Origin of the sequence: Jiangella muralis, from assembly GCF_001270745.1 — a bacterium.
Taxonomy (GTDB): domain Bacteria; phylum Actinomycetota; class Actinomycetes; order Jiangellales; family Jiangellaceae; genus Jiangella; species Jiangella muralis.
Window position 1 is genome coordinate 14,498 of the sequence record NZ_KQ434751.1, and the last position, 23,116, is coordinate 37,613.

At 72.3% G+C, this 23,116-nt stretch carries 22 protein-coding genes; 19 read left to right on the forward strand and 3 right to left on the reverse strand.

What is annotated here, in order from left to right; translation table 11 throughout:
- Positions 1-51 precede the first annotated feature (51 nt).
- From pgsA to ACW62_RS00125, 14 genes are all read left to right on the forward strand, one after another.
- Positions 52-663 carry a phosphatidylinositol phosphate synthase gene (gene pgsA / locus ACW62_RS00060; RefSeq protein ID WP_053202054.1) on the forward strand — a complete coding sequence of 204 codons (612 nt, stop codon included), beginning with the start codon at positions 52-54 and terminating at the stop codon, positions 661-663.
- Positions 660-1,589 (forward strand): phosphatidylinositol mannoside acyltransferase, encoded by a 930-nt coding sequence (locus ACW62_RS00065; RefSeq protein ID WP_053202055.1) that lies wholly within the window; start codon positions 660-662, stop codon positions 1,587-1,589. Before pgsA ends, ACW62_RS00065 begins: the two co-directional genes overlap by 4 nt.
- Complete coding sequence (locus ACW62_RS00070; protein ID WP_083458946.1) at positions 1,586-2,725, forward strand: glycosyltransferase family 4 protein; 1,140 nt, start codon at positions 1,586-1,588, stop codon at positions 2,723-2,725. Before ACW62_RS00065 ends, ACW62_RS00070 begins: the two co-directional genes overlap by 4 nt.
- On the forward strand, positions 2,722-3,264 hold the full coding sequence (locus tag ACW62_RS00075) for a hypothetical protein (RefSeq protein ID WP_053202056.1): 543 nt from the start codon (positions 2,722-2,724) through the stop codon (positions 3,262-3,264). The genes ACW62_RS00070 and ACW62_RS00075 overlap by 4 nt, the downstream gene beginning before the upstream one ends.
- A gap of 121 nt (positions 3,265-3,385) precedes the next feature.
- A complete protein-coding gene (gene pdxS, locus ACW62_RS00080; RefSeq protein WP_157574237.1) occupies positions 3,386-4,330 on the forward strand; it encodes a pyridoxal 5'-phosphate synthase lyase subunit PdxS in 945 nt (314 codons plus the stop codon).
- Positions 4,327-4,818, forward strand: a complete 492-nt coding sequence (locus tag ACW62_RS00085) for an NUDIX hydrolase (RefSeq protein WP_276202918.1) — start codon at positions 4,327-4,329, stop codon at positions 4,816-4,818. The genes pdxS and ACW62_RS00085 overlap by 4 nt, the downstream gene beginning before the upstream one ends.
- Before the next feature lie 109 nt (positions 4,819-4,927).
- Positions 4,928-5,470: a pyridoxal 5'-phosphate synthase glutaminase subunit PdxT gene (gene pdxT / locus ACW62_RS00090; RefSeq protein WP_240477211.1), complete on the forward strand. Its 543-nt coding sequence runs from the start codon at positions 4,928-4,930 to the stop codon at positions 5,468-5,470.
- Positions 5,471-5,476: 6 nt separating this feature from the next.
- Positions 5,477-6,241 (forward strand): YebC/PmpR family DNA-binding transcriptional regulator, encoded by a 765-nt coding sequence (locus tag ACW62_RS00095; RefSeq protein WP_053202060.1) that lies wholly within the window; start codon positions 5,477-5,479, stop codon positions 6,239-6,241.
- Between the two features lie 75 nt (positions 6,242-6,316).
- The gene (gene ruvC / locus ACW62_RS00100; protein ID WP_053202061.1) at positions 6,317-6,841 is read left to right on the forward strand and encodes a crossover junction endodeoxyribonuclease RuvC; all 525 of its coding nucleotides are present in this window, start codon (positions 6,317-6,319) and stop codon (positions 6,839-6,841) included.
- Positions 6,838-7,458 carry a Holliday junction branch migration protein RuvA gene (gene ruvA, locus ACW62_RS00105; protein ID WP_053202062.1) on the forward strand — a complete coding sequence of 207 codons (621 nt, stop codon included), beginning with the start codon at positions 6,838-6,840 and terminating at the stop codon, positions 7,456-7,458. The genes ruvC and ruvA overlap by 4 nt, the downstream gene beginning before the upstream one ends.
- The gene (ruvB, locus tag ACW62_RS00110) at positions 7,455-8,531 is read left to right on the forward strand and encodes a Holliday junction branch migration DNA helicase RuvB (RefSeq protein ID WP_053202063.1); all 1,077 of its coding nucleotides are present in this window, start codon (positions 7,455-7,457) and stop codon (positions 8,529-8,531) included. The genes ruvA and ruvB overlap by 4 nt, the downstream gene beginning before the upstream one ends.
- Before the next feature lie 108 nt (positions 8,532-8,639).
- Entirely contained in the window at positions 8,640-9,029 is a 390-nt protein-coding gene (gene yajC / locus ACW62_RS00115; protein WP_205629040.1) for a preprotein translocase subunit YajC, read from the forward strand.
- Positions 9,030-9,125: 96 nt separating this feature from the next.
- Complete coding sequence (locus ACW62_RS00120; protein WP_053202545.1) at positions 9,126-9,653, forward strand: adenine phosphoribosyltransferase; 528 nt, start codon at positions 9,126-9,128, stop codon at positions 9,651-9,653.
- 100 nt (positions 9,654-9,753) lie between these two features.
- Entirely contained in the window at positions 9,754-12,054 is a 2,301-nt protein-coding gene (locus ACW62_RS00125; RefSeq protein WP_053202064.1) for a RelA/SpoT family protein, read from the forward strand.
- Between the two features lie 16 nt (positions 12,055-12,070).
- Here ACW62_RS00125 and ACW62_RS00130 read toward each other — a convergent pair whose 3' ends face one another.
- Together ACW62_RS00130 and ACW62_RS00135 are read right to left on the reverse strand one after the other, a co-directional pair.
- Positions 12,071-13,687, reverse strand: coding sequence for a DUF349 domain-containing protein (locus ACW62_RS00130; RefSeq protein ID WP_240477185.1), 1,617 nt, complete (start codon positions 13,685-13,687; stop codon positions 12,071-12,073).
- A 16-nt stretch (positions 13,688-13,703) separates the two neighbouring features.
- Positions 13,704-14,501, reverse strand: coding sequence for a peptidylprolyl isomerase (locus ACW62_RS00135; RefSeq protein ID WP_053202065.1), 798 nt, complete (start codon positions 14,499-14,501; stop codon positions 13,704-13,706).
- A 151-nt stretch (positions 14,502-14,652) separates the two neighbouring features.
- Between ACW62_RS00135 and ACW62_RS00140 the strand changes: the two genes are divergently transcribed.
- The 5 genes from ACW62_RS00140 (at position 14,653) to aspS (ending at position 20,979) form a co-directional block, all read left to right on the forward strand.
- On the forward strand, positions 14,653-15,309 hold the full coding sequence (locus ACW62_RS00140) for an MBL fold metallo-hydrolase (protein ID WP_053202066.1): 657 nt from the start codon (positions 14,653-14,655) through the stop codon (positions 15,307-15,309).
- Positions 15,310-15,312: 3 nt separating this feature from the next.
- Complete coding sequence (hisS, locus tag ACW62_RS00145; protein ID WP_053202067.1) at positions 15,313-16,575, forward strand: histidine--tRNA ligase; 1,263 nt, start codon at positions 15,313-15,315, stop codon at positions 16,573-16,575.
- 352 nt (positions 16,576-16,927) lie between these two features.
- Positions 16,928-17,575, forward strand: coding sequence for a GNAT family N-acetyltransferase (locus ACW62_RS00150; protein ID WP_053202068.1), 648 nt, complete (start codon positions 16,928-16,930; stop codon positions 17,573-17,575).
- 36 nt (positions 17,576-17,611) lie between these two features.
- Entirely contained in the window at positions 17,612-19,138 is a 1,527-nt protein-coding gene (locus ACW62_RS34955) for an Rv2578c family radical SAM protein (protein ID WP_276202919.1), read from the forward strand.
- Positions 19,139-19,218: 80 nt separating this feature from the next.
- On the forward strand, positions 19,219-20,979 hold the full coding sequence (aspS, locus tag ACW62_RS00160) for an aspartate--tRNA ligase (RefSeq protein ID WP_053202070.1): 1,761 nt from the start codon (positions 19,219-19,221) through the stop codon (positions 20,977-20,979).
- A 14-nt stretch (positions 20,980-20,993) separates the two neighbouring features.
- On the opposite strand, the gene ACW62_RS00165 is transcribed toward aspS, so the two are convergent.
- Complete coding sequence (locus tag ACW62_RS00165) at positions 20,994-22,946, reverse strand: twin-arginine translocation signal domain-containing protein (RefSeq protein ID WP_053202071.1); 1,953 nt, start codon at positions 22,944-22,946, stop codon at positions 20,994-20,996.
- Positions 22,947-23,116: the final 170 nt, after the last annotated feature.

The following is a 23,116-nucleotide window of genomic DNA, read 5'->3' on the forward strand; positions in this document are numbered from 1 at the left end:
GCCGCTCAACCAGCGGGCCGGTTTCGAACACTGGAGTCGAACGGACGGGCGATGCTCGACAAGTACACCCGGGTCTACTCGACCCGCATCCTGACCCCGGCGGCGCGCGGGATGCTGCGACTCGGGCTGGGCCCGGATGCGGTGACGGTCATCGGCACCCTCGGCGTCGTGGCCGGTGCGCTGATCTTCTACCCGCAGGGCGAGTTCCTCTGGGGCACGCTGTTCATCACCGCGTTCGTGTTCTTCGACAACATTGACGGCATCATGGCGCGGTTGCAGGGCCGTACCAGCAAGTGGGGGGCGTTCCTCGACTCCACGCTGGACCGCTTCGGCGACGCCGCGATCTTCGGCGGGCTGGCGCTGTGGTTCGCCGGCGACGGCGACAACCTGCGCATGGTGGCGCTGCTGATCGCTTGCCTCACGCTGGGCGCCGTCGTCTCGTACGCGAGGGCGCGGGCCGAGAGCCTCGGCTACACCGCCGGCGGCGGCATCGCCGAGCGGGCCGACCGGCTGGTCGCCATCCTCCTCATCACCGGGCTGGTCGGCCTGCTCGACCTCCCCGTCGCGGTGCTCGAAGTGTTGTTGTGGCTGCTGACGGCGGCCAGCGCGTGGACGGTGTGGCACCGCATCAACACGGTGCGGCGGCAGGCGGCGCTGGAGTGAGTGCGTTCGGCGACCGTCGCCAGCTGTGGCTCTACAGCACCGGCTGGAAGGCGGTCCAGCACATGCCGGAGCGGGCGGCGTACCGCTCGTTCCGGACCATCGCCGACTTCTTCTGGCGTCGCCGCAGCCCTTCGGTGCGGCGGCTGGAGCTGAACCTGGCCCGTGTCGGCAAGTACGACCCCGACGAGCTGCGCGAGCTGACCCGCCTGGGCGCCCGCTCGTACATGCGGTACTGGTGCGACGCCTTCCGGATGTCGGAATGGAGCCACGAGCGCATCATCGAGGGCGTCCGCGTCGAGGGCGAGCACCACTTCCGCGACGCCCTGGCGGCCGGCCGCGGCGTCGTCGTCCCGCTGCCGCACATGGGCAACTGGGACTGGGCCGGCGCGTGGGCCTGCCTCACCGGCGCCCCGCTGGCGACGGTGGCCGAGCGGCTGCGTCCGGAGGCGCTGTACGAGCGGTTCGTCACCTACCGCGAGGCGCTGGGCATGACGGTGCACCCGCTGGGCGGCGACGGCGTCATGAGCGCGCTGTCGGACCACCTGAACCGCGGCGGGCTGGTCTGCCTGCCGGCCGAGCGGGACCTGTCGCGCCGCGGCATCCCCGTCACCCTGTTCGGCGAGCCGACCCGGATGCCGGCCGGCAGTGCGATGCTGGCCCTGCGCACCGGGGCCGCGCTGATCCCCGTCACGCTGTCGTACGAGGGCCGCGAACCGGAGCACCGCCTGGTCATCCGGTTCCACGAGCCGATCGACCCGCCGGAGGAGCGCGGCGAGCGGCTGGTCACCATGACGCAGCGGATCGCCGACGTCTTCGAGATCGGCATCCGGGCCAACCCGGAGGACTGGCACATGACCCAGCGGCTGTTCCTGGCCGACCTCGACATCAACGACCCGCGACGGCGGCCGCAGCAGGTGGCGCCGTGAAGGTCGGCATCGCCTGCCCGTACGCGTGGGACGTCCCGGGCGGCGTTCAGGTGCACATCCGCGACTTCACCGAGGAGCTGACCCAGCGCGGCCACAAGGTCTCCGTCCTGGCGCCCGGCGATGACGACGACGACCTGCCGCCGTACGTCACCACCGTCGGGCGGCCGCTGGCGATCCCGTACAACGGGTCGGTCGCGCGGGTCGCGTTCGGGCCCCGCATCGCCGCGCGGGTGCGCCGCTGGCTGGTCGACGGCGACTTCGACGTCGTGCACGTGCACGAGCCGGCGTCGCTGTCGCTGGGGCTGATCACGACGCTGTGGGCCGAGATCCCGATCGTCGCGACGTCGCATTCCGCGATGCGGCGGTCGCGGGCGATGAGCGCGGCGCAGGGGATCCTGAAGTCGGCGTTCGAGAAGTTCACCGCCCACATCGCCGTCTCCGAGGAGGCCCGGCGCACCGTCGTCGAGCACCTGGGCGTCGACGCCGTCCTGATCCCGAACGGCCTGTTCGTCGACCGGTTCGCCGTCCCGCCGCGCGAGTCGTGGCGCTCGCCGGAGGGGACGCTGTCGTTCCTCGGACGGCTGGACGAGTCGCGCAAGGGCCTGCAGGTGCTGCTCGAGGCGTGGCCGGCCATCCACGACGCGTTCCCCAAGGCGCGGCTGCTGGTCGCCGGCCGGGGCGAGATCGACGACATCCGCCGCGGCATCGAGCCTCGGTATCGCGACGCGGTCGAGTTCCTGGGCGGCGTCAGCGACCACGACAAGGCGACCATGCTGGCCAGCAGCGACATCTACGTCGCGCCCCATATCGGCGGCGAGTCGTTCGGCATCGTCCTGGCCGAGGCGATGGCGGCCGGCGCGCCGGTGCTGTCCAGCGACCTGGAGGCGTTCCAGGCCGTGCTGGACAACGGCCGGCTGGGCGCCATGGTGCCGGCGGGCGACTCGTCCGCGCTGGCCGCCGAGGCGATCGCCCTGCTCGGCGACCCCGCGCGGCGGGCCCGCTACCGCGCGGCCGCGTCGCTGGGGGTGCGCCGCTACGACTGGTCCCGGGTCGCCGACGAGGTGCTGGCCGTCTACGAGATGGCCGTCGCCGTCGGGTCCGGCGGCCACATGTTCAAACTGCCGGGGCTGCCGTGAACTGGGAATGGCTGTTCGTCACCATCGCCGTGCTCGCCGCCCTGGGCGTCTATCTCTCCTGGACGGCCGGCCGGCTGGACCGGCGGCACGCGCGGTTGGAGGCGTCGCGGGCGGTGCTCGACGCCGAACTGCTGCGGCGGTCCGGGTCGGTGCTCGACCTCGCGACGGCCGGGCTCCTGGACCCCGCGACGTCGGTCGCCCTGGCCGACGCGGCGTCACGGGCCCGGACCGCTTCGGAAGGGGTCGAGCGGTACCAGGCCGAGAGCGACCTCACCGCGGTGCTGACGGCGGTCCTGGACGACCCCGCCGACCTCGACGGGCTGCGCACGGACCCGGCCGCCGCCGCCGCGCTGGACGAACTCGCGATGGCCTGCCGGCGGGCGGCGCATGCGCGGCGATTCCACAACGAACTGGTGCGGGGCGCCGTCAGGTTGCGGCGGAAAGCCCTCGTGCGGTGGCTCCGGCTGGCCGGCTATGCGCCGATGCCGGAGACCGTCGAGCTGGACGACACCGTGCCGCGGGGGTTGGCTTCCGAGTAGCTCGCTGGCGTCTCTCCCATGATCATCAAAGAAAAGCGGCGCCAGGACGCCCCGAAACTTTGATGATCATGGGGAAGCGCGCAGGAATGGGGCGCGAGGGCGTCACCCGCGAGGACGTACCATGGTGCTGTCCACCACTCCGTCGACTCATGGGGTACGAGCAGCAGTGTCCGAAGAGACGCAGTCCACCGTCGGTACCGCCCGGGTGAAGCGCGGCATGGCCGAGATGCTCAAGGGTGGCGTGATCATGGACGTGGTCACGCCCGAGCAGGCCCGCATCGCCGAAGACGCCGGCGCCGTCGCCGTCATGGCGCTCGAGCGGGTGCCGGCCGACATCCGCGCCCAGGGCGGCGTGGCGCGCATGAGCGATCCCGACCTCATCGACGGCATCATCGACGCGGTGTCGATCCCGGTCATGGCGAAGGCCCGCATCGGGCACTTCGTCGAGGCGCAGCTGCTGCAGAGCCTCGGTGTCGACTACATCGACGAGTCCGAGGTGCTCACGCCGGCCGACTACGAGCACCACATCGACAAGTGGAAGTTCACCGTGCCGTTCGTGTGCGGCGCGACGAACCTGGGCGAGGCGCTGCGCCGCATCGCCGAGGGCGCGGCCATGATCCGCTCCAAGGGTGAGGCCGGCACCGGCGACGTCTCCAACGCGACGACGCACATGCGGCAGCTGCGCGACCAGATCACCCGGCTGGCGTCGCTGCCCGAGGACGAGCTGTACGTGGCGGCGAAGGAGCTGCAGGCGCCGTACGAGCTGGTCAAGGAGGTCGCGCAGGCCGGGAAGCTCCCGGTGGTGCTGTTCACCGCCGGCGGCATCGCCACCCCGGCCGACGCCGCCATGATGATGCAGCTGGGCGCCGAGGGCGTGTTCGTGGGGTCGGGCATCTTCAAGTCCGGCGACCCCGCCCGCCGCGCCGAGGCCATCGTCAAGGCCACCACGTTCTACAACGACCCCGACACGCTGGCCAAGGTGTCGCGCGGCCTCGGCGAGGCCATGGTCGGCATCAACGTCGCCGACGTGCCCGAGCCGCATCGGCTGGCCGAACGCGGCTGGTGACGGCGCAGCCTGAGCATCGCCACGCTGCCCGGGTGATCGTCCTCGACGAGGCCGGGCGGGTGCTGCTGATGCGCGGCTTCGACCCGGCCGACCCGTCGAACGTCTGGTGGATCACGCCCGGCGGCGGGCTGGAGCCGGGTGAGGACGAGCGGGCCGGCGCCGTCCGCGAGCTGTTCGAGGAGAGCGGGCTGCGGGTCGGGCCGGACGAACTGTCCGGCCCGGTCGCGGCCCGCACCGCGTTCTTCAGCTTCATGGGGCGTCCGTACCGCCAGGACGAGGTGCTGTTCTACACCCGGCTGACCGGCGCGCCCGACATCGACGGGTCCGGGTGGACGGACATCGAGCGGGCGTCGGTGACGGAACTGCGCTGGTGCACGGCCGACGAGGTCGACGCGGTCGGCGAGCCGGTGTACCCGCCGGCGCTGCCGTCGATCGTGCGCGGACTGCTCGACGGCGGCTGGGACGGCGCGCGGCATGAGGTCGACTGACCGGCCGGGCGGTAAAATCGAAGGCCGGAACCCGAATGAGAGGCATGCCGTGTCCCAGCCCACCGTGGGCGTCCTCGCCCTGCAGGGCGACGTCCGCGAACACCAGCGCATGCTGGCCGACGCCGGCGCCGCGAGCACGCCGGTGCGCACGCCGGCCGAGCTGGCCGCCGTCGACGCGCTCGTGCTGCCCGGCGGCGAATCCACCACCATGTGGCGCCTGGCCAGGACGTTCGGGCTGCTCGAACCGCTGCGCAAGCGCATCGCCGCCGGCCTGCCGGCGTACGGGTCGTGCGCGGGCATGATCCTGCTCGCCGACCGCATCGAGGGCGGCGTCGCCGGCCAGGAGACCGTCGGCGGCATGGACATCACGGTGCGCCGCAACGCGTTCGGCCGCCAGGTCGACTCCTTCGAGGCCGACCTCGACTTCCCGGCGCTCGGCGCCGGCCCGCTGCACGCGGTGTTCATCCGGGCGCCCTGGGTCGAGAAGGTCGGCGACGGCGTCGAGGTGCTCGCCCGCGTGGCGAACGGCCGCGCCGCCGGTAATATCGTCGCGGTCCGGCAGGGACGGCTCCTGGCCACGTCCTTCCACCCGGAACTGACCGCGGACGCGCGTGTGCACGCGCTCTTCCTCGACATCGTGAAGGAGGCTTGACCCTCTATGTCCGGCCACTCCAAGTGGGCGACCACCAAACACAAGAAGGCCCTGGTCGACGCGAAGCGGGGCAAGCTCTTCGCCAAGCTGATCAAGAACGTCGAGGTGGCGGCCCGCACCGGCGGCGGCGACCCCGCCGGCAACCCGACGCTCTACGACGCCATCCAGAAGGCGAAGAAGTCGTCGGTCCCGAACGACAACATCGACCGCGCCGTCAAGCGTGGCTCCGGCGCCGAGGGCGGCGGGGCCGAATACCAGACCATCATGTACGAGGGTTACGGCCCCAACGGCGTCGCGGTGCTGATCGAGTGCCTCACCGACAACCGCAACCGCGCGGCCTCCGAGGTCCGCGTCGCCATGACCCGCAACGGCGGCTCCATGGCCGACCCCGGCTCGGTGTCGTACATGTTCGACCGCAAGGGCGTCGTCGTCGTGCCGGCGGCCCAGGAGGGCGGCCGCACGATCACCGAGGACGACCTGCTCGAGGCCGTGCTCGACGCCGGCGCGGAAGACGTCGAGGACCTCGGCGAGGCGTTCGAGATCCGCAGCGAGGCCACCGACCTCGTCGCCGTCCGCACCGCCGTCCAGCAGGCCGGACTCGACTACGACTCCGCCGAGTCGTCGTTCGTCCCGTCGGTCAACGTCCCGCTCGACGAGGACGGCGCCCGGAAGATCTTCCGGCTCATCGACGCCCTCGAAGACAGCGACGACGTGCAGAACGTGTGGGCCAACTTCGACGTCTCCGACGACGTCATGGCCGCGGTCGGCTGACGGCGCGCCTGCGTCGCCCGTGCAACGCCCGCCGGTAGGGTCGGCACCGAACTGGTGTTCGGTGAAGGGTGCTGCATGCGGGTGTTGGGGGTCGATCCAGGGCTGACGCGCTGCGGCCTCGGCGTCGTCGAGGGGTCGCCCGGGCGGCCGCTGAGCCTCGTCGCCGTCGACGTCGTCCGCACGCCCGCCGACGCCGAGCTGGGGCACCGGCTGCTGGCCATCGAGGCGGCGATCGAGGAGTGGGTGGCCGCGCACCGGCCCGACACCGTCGCCGTCGAGCGGGTGTTCAGCCAGCACAACGTCCGCACCGTCATGGGGACGGCGCAGGCCAGCGGCGTCGCCACTCTGGTCGCGGCGCGCCACGGCATCCCCGTCGTCACGCACACGCCCAGCGAGGTGAAGGCCGCCGTCAGCGGCAGCGGCCAGGCCGACAAGGCGCAGGTCGCGTTCATGGTGACGCGGCTGCTGCGGCTCGACGCCCGGCCCAAGCCGGCCGACGCCAGCGACGCGCTGGCGCTGGCGATCTGCCAGGTGTGGCGCGGGTCCGCGCAGAACCGGCTGCAGGCCGCGGTCGCCGCGGCGGGGAGGGGACGACGGTGATCGCTTACGTCCGTGGCCAGGTCACGGTGGTCCGCCCGACGGAGGCCGTCGTCGACGTCGGCGGCATCGGGCTGGCGCTGCACTGCACGCCGGCCACCACGTCGGCGCTGCGGCTCGGCGAGGTCGCCCAGCTGGCCGCCAGCCTCGTCGTCCGCGAGGAGTCGCTGACGCTGTACGGCTTCGCCGACGAGGACGAGAAGACGGTGTTCGAGCTGCTGCAGACCGCCAGCGGCGTCGGGCCGCGGCTCGCGCAGGCCATGCTGTCGGTGCACTCGCCCGACGACCTGCGCCGCGCGGTCGCCACCGATGACCTCGTCGCGCTGACGAAGGTGCCCGGCATCGGCAAGAAGGGCGCCCAGCGCATCGTCATCGAGCTCAAGGACAAGCTCGGCCTGCCCGGCGCCGGCCCGTCGCTGGCCGCCGTCCCGTCCGCCCCGGCGGCCGGCGGCGACAGCTGGCAGGTCCAGGTGCACGAGGCGCTGCTCGGCCTCGGCTGGTCCACCCGCGAGGCCGACCGTGCCGTCGACACCGTCGCCACCGAGCTCAACGGCGACGCCGGTGACCACGACGTCTCCGCGCTGCTGCGCAAGGCGCTGCGTACCCTGGCCAGGACATGAGCTTTCCCGACGACCACGTGCACCGGCTGGTGGGCGGCGACGCCGACCAGGAGGAGCGGACCGTCGAGGCGGCGCTGCGGCCGCGCACGCTGGCCGAGTTCGTCGGGCAGGAGCGGCTGCGCGAGCAGTTGTCGCTGGTCCTCGACGCCGCCCGGGCGCGTGGACGCAGCGCCGACCACATCCTGCTGTCCGGCCCACCCGGCCTCGGCAAGACCACGCTGGCGATGATCGTGGCCGCTGAGATGGAGGTGCCGCTGCGCATCACCAGCGGCCCGGCCATCCAGCACAGCGGCGACCTCGCCGCCATCCTGTCCTCGGTGAACGAGGGCGACGTGCTGTTCTTCGACGAGATCCATCGCATGGCCCGGCCGGCGGAGGAGATGCTCTACACCGCGATGGAGGACTTCCGCGTCGACGTCGTGGTCGGCAAGGGCCCCGGCGCTACGGCCATCCCGCTGGAGCTGCCGCACTTCACCATGGTCGGCGCCACCACGCGCACCGGGCTGCTGCCCGGGCCGCTGCGCGACCGGTTCGGGTTCACCGGGCACCTGGAACTGTACGAGCCGGCCGAACTGGAGCTGGTGCTGCGCCGCTCCGCCGGGCTGCTCGGCGTCGAGCTGAAGGGCGACGGGACGGGCGAGATCGCCGGCCGGTCCCGCGGCACGCCGCGCATCGCCAACCGGCTGCTGCGCCGGGTCCGCGACTTCGCCGAGGTCCGCGGCAACGGCGTCATCACCGGCGACGTCGCGCGCGCGGCGCTGAAGGTGTTCGCCGTCGACGAACTGGGGCTGGACCGCCTCGACCGCGCCGTGCTGACGGCGCTGTGCAAGAGCTTCGGCGGGGGACCGGTCGGGCTCGGCACGCTCGCCGTCGCCGTCGCCGAGGAGCGCGAGACGGTCGAGGAGGTGGCCGAGCCGTTCCTCGTCCGGGCCGGGCTGCTGGCGCGCACCCCACGCGGGCGGGTCGCCACGCCGGCCGCGTGGACGCATCTCGGGCTGTCCGTGCCGGCGCAGACGGCGTTCGGACGCGGGTTCGACGAGCCCGACCTGTTCTCGGCCGCCGACGGGGCGTAACCTTCGCCCGCGACGCGGGTAGACTCGTACTTTCGGCGGTCACCGGGACCGCCGGCCGCCGCACGGCCTCCGCACCTGGTTGTCGTGGAAAGGATGCTTGTCCACATCATGGAAGCATTGCTGCTCCCGATCCTGCTGATCGCTGTCTTCTACTTCCTGCTCATCCGGCCGCAGCAGAAGCAGCGGCGCCAGATGGCGGACCTGCAGCAGTCGGTCGCGCCCGGGACGAAGGTCATGACGACGGCCGGCCTGCTGGCCACGGTCGTCGAGGTCGACGACGACGAGGTCGTGCTCGAGGTCGCGCCCGGCGTGCACAGCCGCTACGTGCGCCGCGCCATCGCCAACGTCGTCCTGCCGAAGGAGCCGGTCGCGCCCGCGCCCGACGACCTCGTGGCCGACACCTCGGCCGACACAGTGGCCGACGCCGACGACGCGCCGAAGCACGAGGTCGTCCAGGCGAAGGCCGAGGACCGCACCAACGGCGACGACATCCGCTGATCCGGCCGGTGTGCGCCGGGCGTCCACGCGATACCCTCTGACCTCGTGACAAGCTCTCGAGCGTCCTCCGCCGGACCGGCTGCGAGCCCGCCGGCGATCGCCGATTCCGACCGCGACCTGCTGCTCTCCCGCATCCGGGACGTCCCGGACTGGCCGGAACCGGGCGTGGTGTTCAAGGACATCACGCCGCTGCTGCGCGACCCGGCCGCGTTCGACACGATGACGGAGCTGCTCGGCGCGGTCGGCGGCGAGGGCGTCGACGTCGTCGTGGGGATCGAGGCGCGCGGGTTCATCCTCGGCGCGCCGGTCGCGCACCGGCTCGGCGCCGGGTTCGTGCCGGTGCGCAAGGCGGGCAAGCTGCCGTGGCAGACGGCGTCGGCCAGCTACTCGCTGGAGTACGGCGAGGCGACCATCGAGGTCCACGTCGACGCGTTCCAGCCCGGTGAGCGGGTCCTCATCATCGACGACGTGCTGGCCACCGGCGGCACGGTCCGCGCGACGGTCGACCTGGTGCGCGGCGCCGGGGCCGACGTCGTGGGCGTCGGGATCCTGATGGAGCTGGGCTTCCTGCACGGCCGCGACAAGCTCGACGACGTCAACGTGCGGTCGCTGCTGCTCGTCTGAGACGCCACGCCACGCCCAGCGGGATCGCGCTGCGTTACCCGTCGGGAACACCGACCCCCTAAGCTGTGTTGTGTCCTTCACACGGGGCGAAAGGGGGCCTGTGGCCGAGCAGACAGTTCCCAGCGGCGCGCTGACCCCGGTCAGGGTGCGGGCGAGGCTCGCCCGCCTGACCGCGCAACGTCAGCAGTCCGATCCCGCTCTGGAACCGCTGTTCCGGATCATCCGGGCCAACCACCCGAAGGCCGACCTCGAGGTCATCGAGCGTGCCTATCGCACCGCCGCGCGCGCCCACAGCGGGCAGAAGCGCAAGAGCGGCGACCCGTACATCACGCACCCGCTGGCGGTCACCACCATCCTCGCCGAGCTGGGCATGACGCCGCCCACGCTGGCCGCGGCGCTGCTGCACGACACCGTCGAAGACACCGAGTACGGCCTCGACCAGCTGCGCGGCGAGTTCGGCGACGAGATCGCCATGCTGGTCGACGGCGTCACGAAGCTCGACAAGGTCAAGTACGGGCAGGCCGCGCAGGCCGAGACCGTCCGCAAGATGGTCATCGCCATGGCCAAGGACATCCGCGTCCTGGTCATCAAGCTGGCCGACCGCCTGCACAACGCCCGCACCTGGCGCTACGTGCCGAAGGAGTCGGCGCGGCGCAAGGCGCACGAGACGCTGGAGATCTACGCCCCGCTGGCGCACCGGCTGGGCATGAACACCATCAAGTGGGAGCTCGAGGACCTCTCCTTCGCCACCCTGCACCCCAAGGTGTACGACGAGATCGTGCGGCTGGTGGCCGAGCGGGCGCCGTCGCGCGACGACTACCTCGCCTCGGTCATCGACCAGGTGCAGGGCGACCTGCGGGTGTCGAAGCTCAAGGCCAACGTCTACGGGCGGCCGAAGCACTACTACTCGATCTACCAGAAGATGATCGTCCGCGGCCGCGACTTCGCCGACATCTACGACCTCGTCGGCATCCGCGTGCTGGTCGAGTCGGTGCGCGACTGTTACGCCGTCCTGGGCATCGTGCACGCCCGCTGGAACCCGGTGCCCGGCCGGTTCAAGGACTTCATCGCGATGCCGAAGTTCAACATGTACCAGTCGCTGCACACCACGGTCATCGGGCCGGGCGGCAAGCCGGTCGAGCTGCAGATCCGCACCCACGCCATGCACCGCCGGGCCGAGTACGGCATCGCCGCGCACTGGAAGTACAAGGAAGACTCCAACGCCGGCCGCGAGGCCGACAAGCACGTCAGCCACGGCGACGCCGCCGGCAACGACATGGCCTGGCTGCGCCAGCTGCTCGACTGGCAGAAGGAGACCGAGGACCCGGGGGAGTTCCTCGAGTCGCTGCGGTTCGAGATGGAGTCCAACGAGGTCTTCGTCTTCACCCCGAAGGGCGACGTCGTCGCGCTGCCGGCCGCGGCCACGCCGGTCGACTTCGCGTACGCCGTCCACACCGACATCGGCCACCGCACCATCGGCGCGCGCGTCAACGGCCGGCTGGTGCCGCTGGAGTCCAACCTCGACAACGGCGACGTCGTCGAGGTGTTCACCTCGAAGGCGCAGGGTGCCGGCCCGAGCCGCGACTGGCTGACGTTCGTCACCAGCGCCCGGGCCCGCAACAAGATCAAGCAGTGGTTCTCCAAGGAGCGCCGCGAAGAGGCCATCGAGCACGGCAAGGACGCCATCGCGCGGGCCATGCGCAAGCAGGACCTCCCGCTGCAGCGCATGATGAGCCAGGAGTCGCTCAAGGCCGTCGCCGACGACATGCGCTACCCCGACATCTCCGCGCTGTACGCGGCGGTCGGCGAGGGCAACGTCTCCGCGCAGAGCATCGTGCAGAAGCTGGTGCAGATCCTCGGCGGCGAAGAGGGCACCACCGAGGACGTCGCCGAGGCGGCCACGCCCGACCGTCCCCGCCGGCGCAGCGGCGGCGACCCCGGCGTCGTCGTCAAGGGCGTCTCCGACGTGTGGGTCAAGCTGGCCCGCTGCTGCACCCCGGTGCCCGGCGACACCATCGTCGGCTTCGTCACCCGCGGTTCCGGCGTGTCGGTGCACCGCGAAGACTGCGTGAACGTCGACGGCCTGCGCCGCCAGCACGGCCGCATGGTCGAGGTCGAGTGGGCACCGACGGCCAACAGCATGTTCCTGGTCGCCATCCAGGTCGAGGCGCTCGACCGCGCCCGGCTGCTGTCCGACGTCACCAGGGTGCTGTCCGACCAGCACGTGAACATCCTGTCGGCCACGGTCTCCACCAACACCGACCGCATCGCCACCAGCCGGTTCACCTTCGAGATGGCCGACCCGAAGCACCTCGGCCACGTGCTCAAGGCGGTCCGCGGCGTCGAGGGCGTCTTCGACGCCTACCGGCTCACCAGCGGCATCCCGGCGCCGACCCACTGAGTCGGCGCCGGCGGCGTCAGCTGGTGAACTCCTCCAGCGCCTGCTGAGCCTGCTCGAGCCACGACTTGCGGGCGGTGATGGCCTCCTCGGCCTCGCGCAGCTTGCGCTCGTTGCCGGCCTCGCGGGCCTTGGCGGCCTTCGACTCCAGGTCGGCGATCGACGCCTCGAGCTGCGTGACCGTGGCCTGAGCACGCGCCCGGGCCTCGGGGTTGGACCGCTGCCACTCGTTCTGCTCGGCCTCGCGGATGGCGTCCTCGACCTTGCGCATGCGGCCCTCGATCGAGCGCATGGAGTCGCGCGGCACGTGGCCGGCGTCCTCCCAGCGCTCCTGCAGCCCACGCAGCTGCTGGCGGGCGGCCTTCCAGTCGGTGATCGGCAGCAGCGCCTCGGCCTGCGTGAGGATGCCCTCCTTGACCTCGAGGTTGGCCACCTGCTCGTCGTCGCGCTGGGACTGGTGCGTGGTCCGGGCGCCGAAGAAGATGTCCTGAGCGGCCCGGAACCTCTTCCACAGGCTGTCCTCGACGCCGCGCGGCGCCGGCCCGGCGGCCTTCCACTGCGACATCAGCTCGCGGTAGCGCCGCGACGTCGGACCCCAGTCGGTCGAGCCGCTGATCTCCTCGGCCTCGGCGAGGATGCGCTCCTTGATGACGCGGGCCTCGTCGCGGCGCTCGGCCAGCTCGGAGAAGTGCGCCTTGCGCCGGCGGGTGTAGTGCGTGCGGGCGGACGAGAACCGGCGCCACAGCTCGTCGTCGGTGCCGCGGTCGAGCCGGGGCAGGCCCTTCCACTCCTCGAGCAGGCCGCGCAGGGTGTCGGCGCCGTTGCGCCAGTCGTTGCCCTCGGCGATGGCCTCGGCCTGCGACGCGATCTGCTCCTTGCGCCCGCGCGCCTCGTCCAGCGCCTTCGCCCGGGCGGCGCGGCGCTCGGCCCGCCGCTCGGCGATGCGGGCGTCGAGGGCGTCGAGCCGGGTCGTCAGCGCGCCGAGGTCGCCGATGGCGTGCGCCTCGGCGATCTGCGCGCGCACCTTCGAGACGCCCTGGGCGGTGTCGTCGGGCGCGGCGGCGCCGGACTCGAGCCGGGTCTCCAGCAGGTCGACCTGCACGGCGAGGTCCTCGTACTTGCGCACGAAGAAGGCCAGCGCCTCCTCGGGCTTGCCGACCTGCCACGAGCCGATGCTGCGCTCGCCCTCGGCGGTGCGGACGTACACCTCGCCGGTCTCGTCGACGCGGCCCCACTCGTTGGAGGCGACGGTGGGCGCGGCCGGCCCGGCAGGTGCGGGCGCCGGCTCAGCGGCCGCGGGCTCAGCGGGCGCGGGCTCAGCGGGCGCGGGCTCAGCGGGCGGGGCCTCGGCGGCCTCGGGCTCGGCCGCAGCGGGCGCCGGCGCCACGTCGGCCGGGGTCGGCACGGGCGCCGGTTCGGGAGCGGCGTCCTCGGCCGGCGCTCCGGCCGGCTCCGATGCTTCCTCCGACGGCACGTCCGGCGCTGCCTCCGACGGCGCCTCGGCCGCGAGGGCTGCGGGCGTGGCGGCTTCGGGCGCCGGCTCGGCGGCGCTCGGGGACTCGGGGGCCGTGGGCTCGACTTCCGCGGCAGGCGTCGCCGGGTCGTCGTGCTCGGGGCTACCAGTCGTGTTCGTCACGGTGTCCTCATCCGGGTCAGGCGGTGGTGACGGAATCGAGGGTGACCGGGGTGATGGGCGCGCCATCGTCCGATCCGTTGTCAGTTCCAGCGTCGGCGATACCGGTGATCACGTCCAGACCGGAGGTGATCTGGCCGAAGACGGTGTAGTCGGGCGGCAGCTGGGAGTCGCCGTACACCAGGAAGAACTGGCTGCCGTTGGTGTTCGGCCCGCCGTTGGCCATCGCCACGGTACCGGCCGGGTAGGTGGCGCCGTCGGTGTTCTCGTTGTCGTACTCGTAGCCGGGGCCGCCCGAGCCGGTGCCGGTGGGGTCGCCGCACTGCAGCACCTTCAGGGAGTCCGACGTGGTCAGGCGGTGGCAGGTGGTGGCGTTGTAGTAGCCGGCGGCGGCCAGGAAGGTCAGCGAGTTGACGGTGCACGGCGCGCCGGCGTCGAGGGTGACGGTGACCGGCGCCCCGTTGATCGTCAGCGTCGCGGTGGTCGGCAGCGGCGTCGTGAGCGCGGCAGGGTCGACGGCCGGAGGCGTGCCGAGGTTCGGGACGGCCGACTCGCCGGCGGCGCGGTAGGCGCAGGGGCCCGCTGGGGCCTCGGCGGACGGCGAGGTCTCGGAGCCGGCCGCGACCGGGTCGTCGTCGCCGCCGAGCGCGCCGGACACCAGCAACGTGCCCATGACCAGCGCCACCACGACGATGGCGGCGCCCACGACGAGGCCGATCCTCCGCCGGCGCGCCGCCTCGGCGGTCCGCCGCGCCTGCTGGCGCTCGTGGTGCTGGCGCGCGAGCTCACGTCGCCGTTGCTTGGAGCTCTGGGCCACCGGCCATCCTCCCGCTTCGTCGCAAAACGTCCGGGAAGGCCGCGGCGACCCCCCTCCACGTCTGTGGTACGCGGAGACAGTCTAGGCAGTACACGGCGGGAATCAGGTAACGAGTTCGCGGCGATGAGTGGCCCGCCGGTAACCTGCGTGGGTGCTCCTACTCACCGTCGTCGCGCCCGTCCTGGGCACCAACTGCTACGTCGTGGCGGCCGGGACCGGCCGCGAGTGCGTCGTCGTCGACCCCGGCATCGGGGTCGGTGAGCCGCTGGCGAAGCTGGTCGCGGAGCACGGGCTGACGCCGGTCGCCGTCCTCGTCACCCACGGTCACCTCGACCACACCCATGGGCTGAGCGAGTTGCCCGGCCTCCCCGTCCACCTGCACGAGCGCGACGCGTACCGGCTGGCAGACCCGCTCGGCTCGCTCGGGCCGCAGCTGGCGGCGCAGTTCGCCCAGTTCGGCGCCGCGTGGACGCCGCCGTCCGACGTCCGCACGTTCGACGGCGCCGAGACCGAGTTGGACCTCGCCGGCGTCGGGCTGCGCGCGATCCACGCCCCGGGCCATACCGAGGGGTCGACGCTCTACTACGCCCCCGCCGACGGCGTCGTCCTCACCGGCGATGTGCTGTTCGCGGGCACGGTGGGCCGCACTGACCTCCCCGGCGGCGACGACGCGCTCATGCGCGCGACGCTGACCCGGCTCGCGTCGGACGACGAGTTGCCCGGACTCACCACCGTCCGGCCCGGCCACGGCCCGTCGTCGACCCTCGACCGCGAACGCGCATCCAACCCGTACCTGCGAGGACTGTAAGACGTGACTGAACCTGCCTTCCGTGCCCCGAAGGGCACCTTCGACCTCGTGCCGCCGCGCGGCGAGGCCATGCTCGCCGTCCGCGACGCCATGGCCGCCCCGCTCCGCACGGCCGGCTACGGCTACGTCGAGACGCCCAGCTTCGAGGAGACGACGCTGTTCGCCCGCGGCGTCGGCGAGTCGACGGACATCGTCAGCAAGGAGATGTACTCCTTCACCACCCGCGGCGGCGACGACGTCACGCTGCGGCCGGAGGGGACGGCGCCGGTGCTGCGCGCCGTGCTCGAGAACAACCTGCACCGTGGCGCGCTGCCGGTGAAGCTGTGGTACTCCGGGTCGTACTACCGCTACGAGCGGCCACAGAAGGGCCGGTACCGGCACTTCTCGCAGGTCGGGGCCGAGATCCTGGGCACCGAGGACGCCGCCAGCGATGCCGAGCTGATCGTCCTCGCCGTCGACGCCTACCGGGCGCTCGGGCTGACCGGCGTGCGGGTGCTGCTGAACACGCTCGGCTCGCACGAGTCCCGTCCGGCCTACCGCGAGGCCCTGCAGGAATACCTGCGCGCCCTCGACCTCGACGACGAGACCGCGCGGCGGGTGGAGCTCAACCCGCTACGGGTGCTCGACGACAAGCGGCCGGAGATCCAGAAGGCGCTGGCGTCGGCCCCGCTGATCACCGACTTCCTGTCGCCGTCCGACCGCGCCCACCACGACACCGTCCGCGCCCTGCTGACGTCGGCCGGCGTCGAGTTCGAGGACGACCCGCGGCTGGTGCGGGGCCTCGACTACTACACCCGCACCCTGTTCGAGTTCGTCCACGACGGGCTCGGCTCGCAGTCCGCGGTCGGCGGCGGCGGCCGCTACGACGGCCTGTCCGAGCTGATCGGCGGGCCGTCGCTGCCCGGCGTCGGCTGGGCGCTCGGAGCGGACCGCACACTGCTGGCGATGGAGGCCGAAGGGCTGCCGCTGCCGGGAGCCACCGGCGTCGACGTCTTCGCCGTCCCTCTCGGAGACGAGGCGGCGGCGTGGGCGTTCGGCCTGGTGACGTCGCTGCGGCGTGAGGGCGTCGCGGCCGACCTCGCCACCGGCGGCCGCGGCCTCAAGGGCGCCATGAAGGCGGCCGACCGCAGCGGCGCCAAGTACGCCGTCGTCGTGGGGGAGCGCGACCTCGCCGAGGGCGTGGCCCAGGTGAAGGACCTCACGACCGGCGACCAGCAGGCGGTCTCGGTGAACGGTCTGGTCACCCACCTCAAACGGCTGGTGTAGCCGCCAGCGCTGGTGATGATCATCGGCGATCGACCACATGATGACGTGGTCGATCGCCGACGGTTCGCCGGTCATCGTGCGCCGGCCGCCCCGCCCGCGGCGCGAGGTTGTCGGTGCCCGCCCATAGGGTGGGCACCCTCCCTAGAGGGGCGGGTCATGCCTACCCGAACGCGACGCCCGCGCTGCCCCAGTCCTCGCCGTTGATCATCAACCTTCTGTGCTGCTATCACAACGCAAAAGGTTGATGTTCAACCCGAGAGCGGCTAGCGGAGCCGGCCGAACGCCCGCCAAGGTGAGCGGCCGGGCAAAAATTGCGTGGCGCCGGCCGGGTTCGCCGACCACACTGTGGGCGATGCTGATCGATCACTTCCCCGTCTTCGGGCTCCGGGTGCGGACCCCGAGGCTGGAGTTGCGGCTGCCCGCGCCCGAGGAGTTGGCCGAGCTGGCCGAACTGGCCATGGACGGCATCCACGAGCCGGACCTCATGCCGTTCGGGAACCCGTGGTCCGAGCTGCCGCCCGCCGACCGCGCCCGCCGGGTCATCCAGCGCCACTGGAGCACCCTGGCGGAGCTCAAGCCCGACTCGTGGGCGCTGAACCTGGTCGTCTTCCTGGACGGGCGGCCGGTCGGCGTCCAAGAGGTCGAGGCCGACGACTTCGCCATCCAGCGGCAGGTCCAGTCCGAGTCCTGGCTCGGCCTGCGCCACCACGGGCAGGGCATCGGCACCGAGATGCGCGCGGCCATGCTGCACCTGGCGTTCGCCGGGCTGGGCGCCGACGAGGCGGTGTCGGTCGGCTACCTGGACAACCACGCGTCGCTGCGGGTGTCGCGCAAGCTCGGCTACGCCGAGAACGGCACCAGTCGCGGCATCGCCAGGGGGAAGCTGGCCCTCGAGCAGCGGTTCCGGCTGACCCGGCAGGCGTGGGACGAGCACCGCAGTGTCGACGCGACGATCGACGGGCTCGCGCCGTGCCTGCCGCTGCTGGGGGCCGTGACCTGACTTGCCACCCGTCCGAACGTGTGTTCGAATAGGTGGGTGCGCTGGGATGGTCAGGAGCTTGCGGTGGCCGACGGCGGCGCGCTGCCGGGGCTGCAGCGCATCGCCGGGCTGGTCCGCAGCGTGCGCACGCCCGAGTTCGACGGCATCACGTTCCACGAGGTCACGTCCAAGTCGGCGCTGAACAAGGTGCCGGCGGCGGCGCACGTGCCGTTCCGGTGGACGGTGAACCCGTACCGCGGCTGCAGCCACGCCTGCACGTACTGCCTGTCCGGCTACGCGCCCGTCAGCATGGCCGACGGCTCCACGGTGCCGCTGGCGCGGGTCCGGCCGGGCGACCACGTGCTCGGCACCCGCCGCGAGGGGCAGAGCCGCCGGCTGGTGCGCACCCAGGTGCTCGACCACTGGCGCACGTCGAAGCCGGCGTTCCGGGTCGAGCTCGACGGCGGCACGTCCATCGTCGCGAGTGGCGACCACCGGTTCCTGACCGCCGACGGATGGAAGCACGTCGCTCCGGGCGGCGACGGCGAGCCGGAGCGGCCGCACCTGACCACCCGCGACCGCCTGATGGGCCTGCGCCGCAGCGTCGTCGGTGCGGCGGTGCGGCCCGGCGACGCGCTGGCGGTCAGCTACGTGCGGGCGATGGACGTCGAGCTGCCGATGTTCGACCTCACCACCGGCACCGGCGACTTCATCGCGCACGGCGTCGTCAGCCACAACTGCTTCGCCCGCAACACCCACACCTACCTCGACCTCGACGCGGGCGCTGACTTCGACCGGCAGGTCATCGTCAAGGTCAACGTCGCCGACGTGCTGCGGTGCGAGGTCGCCCGGCGCACCTGGGCGCGCGAGCACGTCGCCATGGGCACCAACACCGACCCGTACCAGCGCGCCGAGGGCCGCTACCGGCTGATGCCCGGCGTCATCGAGGCGCTGGCCGGGTCCGGCACGCCGTTCAGCATCCTGACGAAGGGCACGCTGCTGCGCCGCGACCTCCCGCTGCTGCGGCGCGCCGCCGAGGACGTCCCGGTCGGCATCGGGGTGTCGCTGGCGCTGCTCGACGAGACCCTGCACCGCTCCGTCGAGCCGGGCACGCCGACGCCGAAGGCGCGGCTCGACCTCATCCGGGCCGTGCGCGCGGCCGGGCTGCCGTGCACCGTCCTGCTGGCGCCGATCCTGCCCGGGCTGACCGACTCCGAGGAACAGCTGTCCGCGCTGGTCGCGGCCGTCGCCGAGGCGGGCGCCACGGGCATCAGCCACATCCCGCTGCACCTGCGGCCGGGCGCGCGGGAGTGGTATCTGGGCTGGCTGGAGGCCACCCGGCCCGACCTGCTGCCGCTCTACCGGCGGCTCTACCACGGCGGTTCGTACTCCGATCAGCGCTACCGCGACTGGCTGCGTGCCCGGGTCGAGCCGCACCTGCGCAAGCACCGGCTCCGTGACGACGACGAACCGTCCGACCGGCCGCTCGACGACCGCCGGCACCCGCTGCACGGCAAGCGCTGGGGCCCGCGGCTCACGCCCGAGCCGGCGCCGGCAGAGCCCGGCCAGGACGCACTGTTCTGACCGGGGTAATCGCCTCGCCGTCCGCGCGGCGTGTTACGTAGGATCGCGGGGTCAGCACAACGACCCCGAGAGGACCATCCGTGCTCCGCACCCACGAGGCCGGCACCTTGCGTGCCGGCCACGCCGGCCAGACCGTCACCCTCACCGGCTGGGTGGCCCGCCGCCGCGATCACGGGGGAGTGGCGTTCCTGGATCTGCGCGACGCGTCCGGGGTGGCGCAGGTGGTGGTGCGCGACGAGGCGGTGGCCCATGGGCTGCGCAACGAGTTCTGCGTGCGGGTGACGGGTCAGGTCGGCCGCCGTCCGGACGGCAACGAGAACCCGAACCTGCCCACCGGCGAGATCGAGGTCGTCGCCGACGACGTCCAGGTGCTGAGCGAGGCCGAGCCGCTGCCGTTCCAGATCGACGACCACGTCGACGTCGGCGAGGAGGTGCGGCTGAAGTACCGCTACCTCGACCTGCGCCGATCCGGCCCGGCCGCGGCCATCCGGCTGCGCAGCGCCGTCAACAAGGCCGCCCGCGACGTCCTGCTGGCCGAGGACTTCGTCGAGGTCGAGACGCCGACGCTGACCCGTTCGACGCCGGAGGGGGCGCGCGACTTCCTGGTGCCGGCCCGGCTGCGGCCGGGGTCGTGGTACGCGCTGCCGCAGTCGCCGCAGCTGTTCAAGCAGCTGCTCATGGTGGCCGGGCTGGAGCGGTACTTCCAGATCGCCCGCTGCTACCGCGACGAGGACTTCCGCGCCGACCGCCAGCCCGAGTTCACCCAGCTCGACATCGAGATGAGCTTCGTCGAGCAGGACGACGTCATCGCGCTGGCCGAGCGGGTGCTGACGGCGCTGTGGGCGCTGGTCGGCCACGAGGTCACGACGCCGATCCCGCGCATCACCTACCGCGACGCCATGGACCGCTTCGGCTCCGACAAGCCGGACCTGCGCTTCGGCCAGGAGCTGACCGAGGTCACCGAGCACTTCGCGAACACCGCGTTCCGGGTCTTCCAGGCGCCCTACGTCGGCGCCGTCGTGCACCCGGGCGGCGCGTCGCAGACCCGCAAGGAGCTCGACGGCTGGCAGGACTGGGCCAAGGCGCGCGGCGCCCGCGGCTTGGCGTACGTGCTGGTCGGCGCCGACGGTGAGCTGTCCGGGCCGGTCGCGAAGAACCTGTCCGAGGACGAGAAGGCCGGGCTGCCGAAGCTGGTCGGCGCGGTCCCGGGCGACGCGGTGTTCTTCGCCGCCGGCGCCCGGCGCGGGTCGCAGGCGCTGCTCGGCGCGGCCCGGCTGGAGATCGGCCGTCGCGCGGGCCTGATCGACGAGAGCGCCTGGGCGTTCACCTGGGTGGTCGACGCGCCGCTGTTCGAGCCGGTCGACGAGACCGACGACGTCGCCGTCGGGTCCGGCGCCTGGACCGCCGTGCACCACGCGTTCACGTCGCCGAAGCCCGAGTCGCTGGATACCTTCGACACCGACCCCGGCAACGCGCTGGCCTACGCCTACGACATCGTCTGCAACGGCAACGAGATCGGCGGCGGGTCGATCCGTATCCACCGGCGCGACGTGCAGGAGCGGGTCTTCCGGGTCATGGGCCTGAGCCAGGAGGAGGCGCAGGAGAAGTTCGGCTTCCTGCTCGACGCGTTCAAGTTCGGCGCCCCGCCGCACGGCGGCATCGCGTTCGGCTGGGACCGCATCACCGCGCTGCTGGCCGGCTCCGACTCCATCCGTGAGGTCATCGCGTTCCCGAAGACCGGCGGCGGCTACGACCCGCTGACCGCCGCGCCGGCGCCGATCACCGCCCAGCAACGCAAGGAGGCCGGCATCGACGCCGTCGCGGAGAAGCCCGAGAACTGAGTGCCGCCCGCGCCTCAGCCGAGGATCGGGCGGATCGCGATGCTGATCAGGTTGCGCCCCTTCAACGCGTAGAGGGCGCGGCCGTTGGGTGCGATGTTGAGCCGGGAACCGCCGCCGAACCAGTCGCTCGCGAGCCCGTCGACGATCTTCTTCGCCCTGAAGGGGACGAGGTCGATCCGGTAGACGGCGTTCACGTCGCTGGTGTAGGCGGTGAACCCGGCGATCAGCAGGTCGCCGCCTCGCTCGCTGACCTTCAGCGTCCGGGTGATCTTGCGCTCCACCAGGCTGTACTCGAACAGCACACCGGTGTTGGTGATGCCGTACACGGCCAGCGGGGTGTGCCCCAGGTCCATGATGGCGCCGATGCCCGGGAGCACCTCCAGTTCCCACTTCACCGTCCTGGTGCGCAGGTCGAAGGCGGCCAGCTTGGCGGTGGGGGTGACGGGCGGCGAGCCGAGGCCCTCCTGCGTACTGGTGCCCAGAAAGAGCGTTCCGGCGACGGCGGTCAGCGAGAACACCGTCTGCCGCTCGATGACCGGGCGGTAGGTGTCCAGCTTGCCGGTCCTGGGGTCGTACAGGTCCAGGGCGCCGTTGGGGTGGCCGGGCTCGGGCTGGGTGGACATGGCGATCAGGCCGGTGGCGCGGTCGTAGGCCAGGTCCTTGGGCCGGTCCTGGTTGTGGCCGGTGCGGAACAGCAACTCGGCCTCCGCGTCGCCCCTCCGGTGGGAGTAGAGCGCGGCCTGGGTGTAGATGCCGAGGTAGGTGGTGCCGTCGACGGTGACGGCCGTCTTGGGCTCGCCCGGGATGTCCAGCCGGGTGACCTCGCCCGAGGCCAGGTCGTGCAGGTCGGCTCCGCTCTTGCCGCCGACGTAGACGACCTTGCCGTCGGAGTGCACCGACATCGGCGCCTCGGCGGCGGCGCGGAAGCCGCGCTGGACATGGCTGACGTAGTCCATCGAGCCCGTGGCCGGGTCGTAGACGAAGATGCCGGGGTCCTGCAGGCCGTAGATCCGCCCGCCGTGCTCGAGGAGGCGCACCGTCTGCGCCTCCGGGAACGGCACGCCCAGAACCTCCACCTCACCGCCGTTCACCGGGACGCGGTAGACCGTCCCGGTGGGGCGGCCGGCGAAGTAGACCCAGTCGTCGTGGATGAGGACGGCGACGGTGTACTTCTCGCCCGCGGCGCTGGCCTTCACGATCCGGTACTTGCCGGGGTCGGCCTTGTCGAGGACGACGAGCTCGGCGGTGGAGTTGAGCCCGCCGGCGATGTGAGTGGCGCTGATGCTCATGCTGGAGACCCAGTCGCGGTCCAGCAGCTCCGCGGGCAGCAACTCGCGCTTCTCACCGGTCTGCCGGTGGATGGCGATGAGGTGGGCATTGGCACCGATGCCGGCGTAGACGTAGGTGTCGTCGGCCTGGATGCTGCGCACGTAGGACTCGCCGGGTGCGGGCTGACCCAGGTCGCGGCTGGCGCCGGTGGCCGGGTCGTACTCGACGACGCGCCCCGGCTCCGACATCCCCATGTAGATCTTGCCGTCGGGGGAGGCGGCCATGGTCCAGATGAAGTGGTCGGGGTACTCGGCGAGCTTGCTCACCTCGCCGCTGATCGAATCGATCCGGTAGAGGTCGGAGCGCGAGTGCGTGCCGACGTAGACGTCGGTGCCGACCTTGCACATCGCCCAGATGCCGATGCCCGTCTGGATCTCGAAGTGCTCGGCGATGGTGTCGGTGCCCAGGTCCCAGGCGCCGACGACGTTGGGGGCCAGACCGCGCGAGCCCATGTAGAGGACGTCGCCGACGAACTCGCCGTTGCCCAGAGGGCTGGCCACGCTGGCCGGTCCGAGGTCGGTGACGGTGCCCTCGGCCGGCCGGGTGGCGGCCGAGGCGGGGAGGGAGGTGACGGCGGGAAGGGTGACGGCCGCGCCGGTGGCGGCGGCTGCCTGGAGGAAGCGGCGGCGGGGAATCATGCGCGGGATGCTATTACGGTCCGGACCGTAATGTCTAGGTTTGAGGCGCCCCACTGCGTTTCGCGAGGTGTGCTCCGCACCCACGAGGCCGGCGCGCTGCGTGCCGGAGCAGCCCCGGAGCTGACGCACCGGAAATCATTTGCCCGGGCGCGGGCGAGAGTGGCATCATC

Coding starts and splice junctions, on each gene's coding strand:
- ruvC (WP_053202061.1), top strand. CDS start 6,317: ATGCGGGTGTTGGGGGTCGATCCAGGGCTGACGCGCTGCGGCCTCGGC.
- ACW62_RS00165 (WP_053202071.1), bottom strand. CDS start 22,946: ATGATTCCCCGCCGCCGCTTCCTCCAGGCAGCCGCCGCCACCGGCGCG.
- pgsA (WP_053202054.1), top strand. CDS start 52: ATGCTCGACAAGTACACCCGGGTCTACTCGACCCGCATCCTGACCCCG.
- yajC (WP_205629040.1), top strand. CDS start 8,640: ATGGAAGCATTGCTGCTCCCGATCCTGCTGATCGCTGTCTTCTACTTC.
- ruvB (WP_053202063.1), top strand. CDS start 7,455: ATGAGCTTTCCCGACGACCACGTGCACCGGCTGGTGGGCGGCGACGCC.
- ACW62_RS00095 (WP_053202060.1), top strand. CDS start 5,477: ATGTCCGGCCACTCCAAGTGGGCGACCACCAAACACAAGAAGGCCCTG.
- pdxT (WP_240477211.1), top strand. CDS start 4,928: ATGCTGGCCGACGCCGGCGCCGCGAGCACGCCGGTGCGCACGCCGGCC.
- ACW62_RS00150 (WP_053202068.1), top strand. CDS start 16,928: ATGCTGATCGATCACTTCCCCGTCTTCGGGCTCCGGGTGCGGACCCCG.
- pdxS (WP_157574237.1), top strand. CDS start 3,386: ATGGTGCTGTCCACCACTCCGTCGACTCATGGGGTACGAGCAGCAGTG.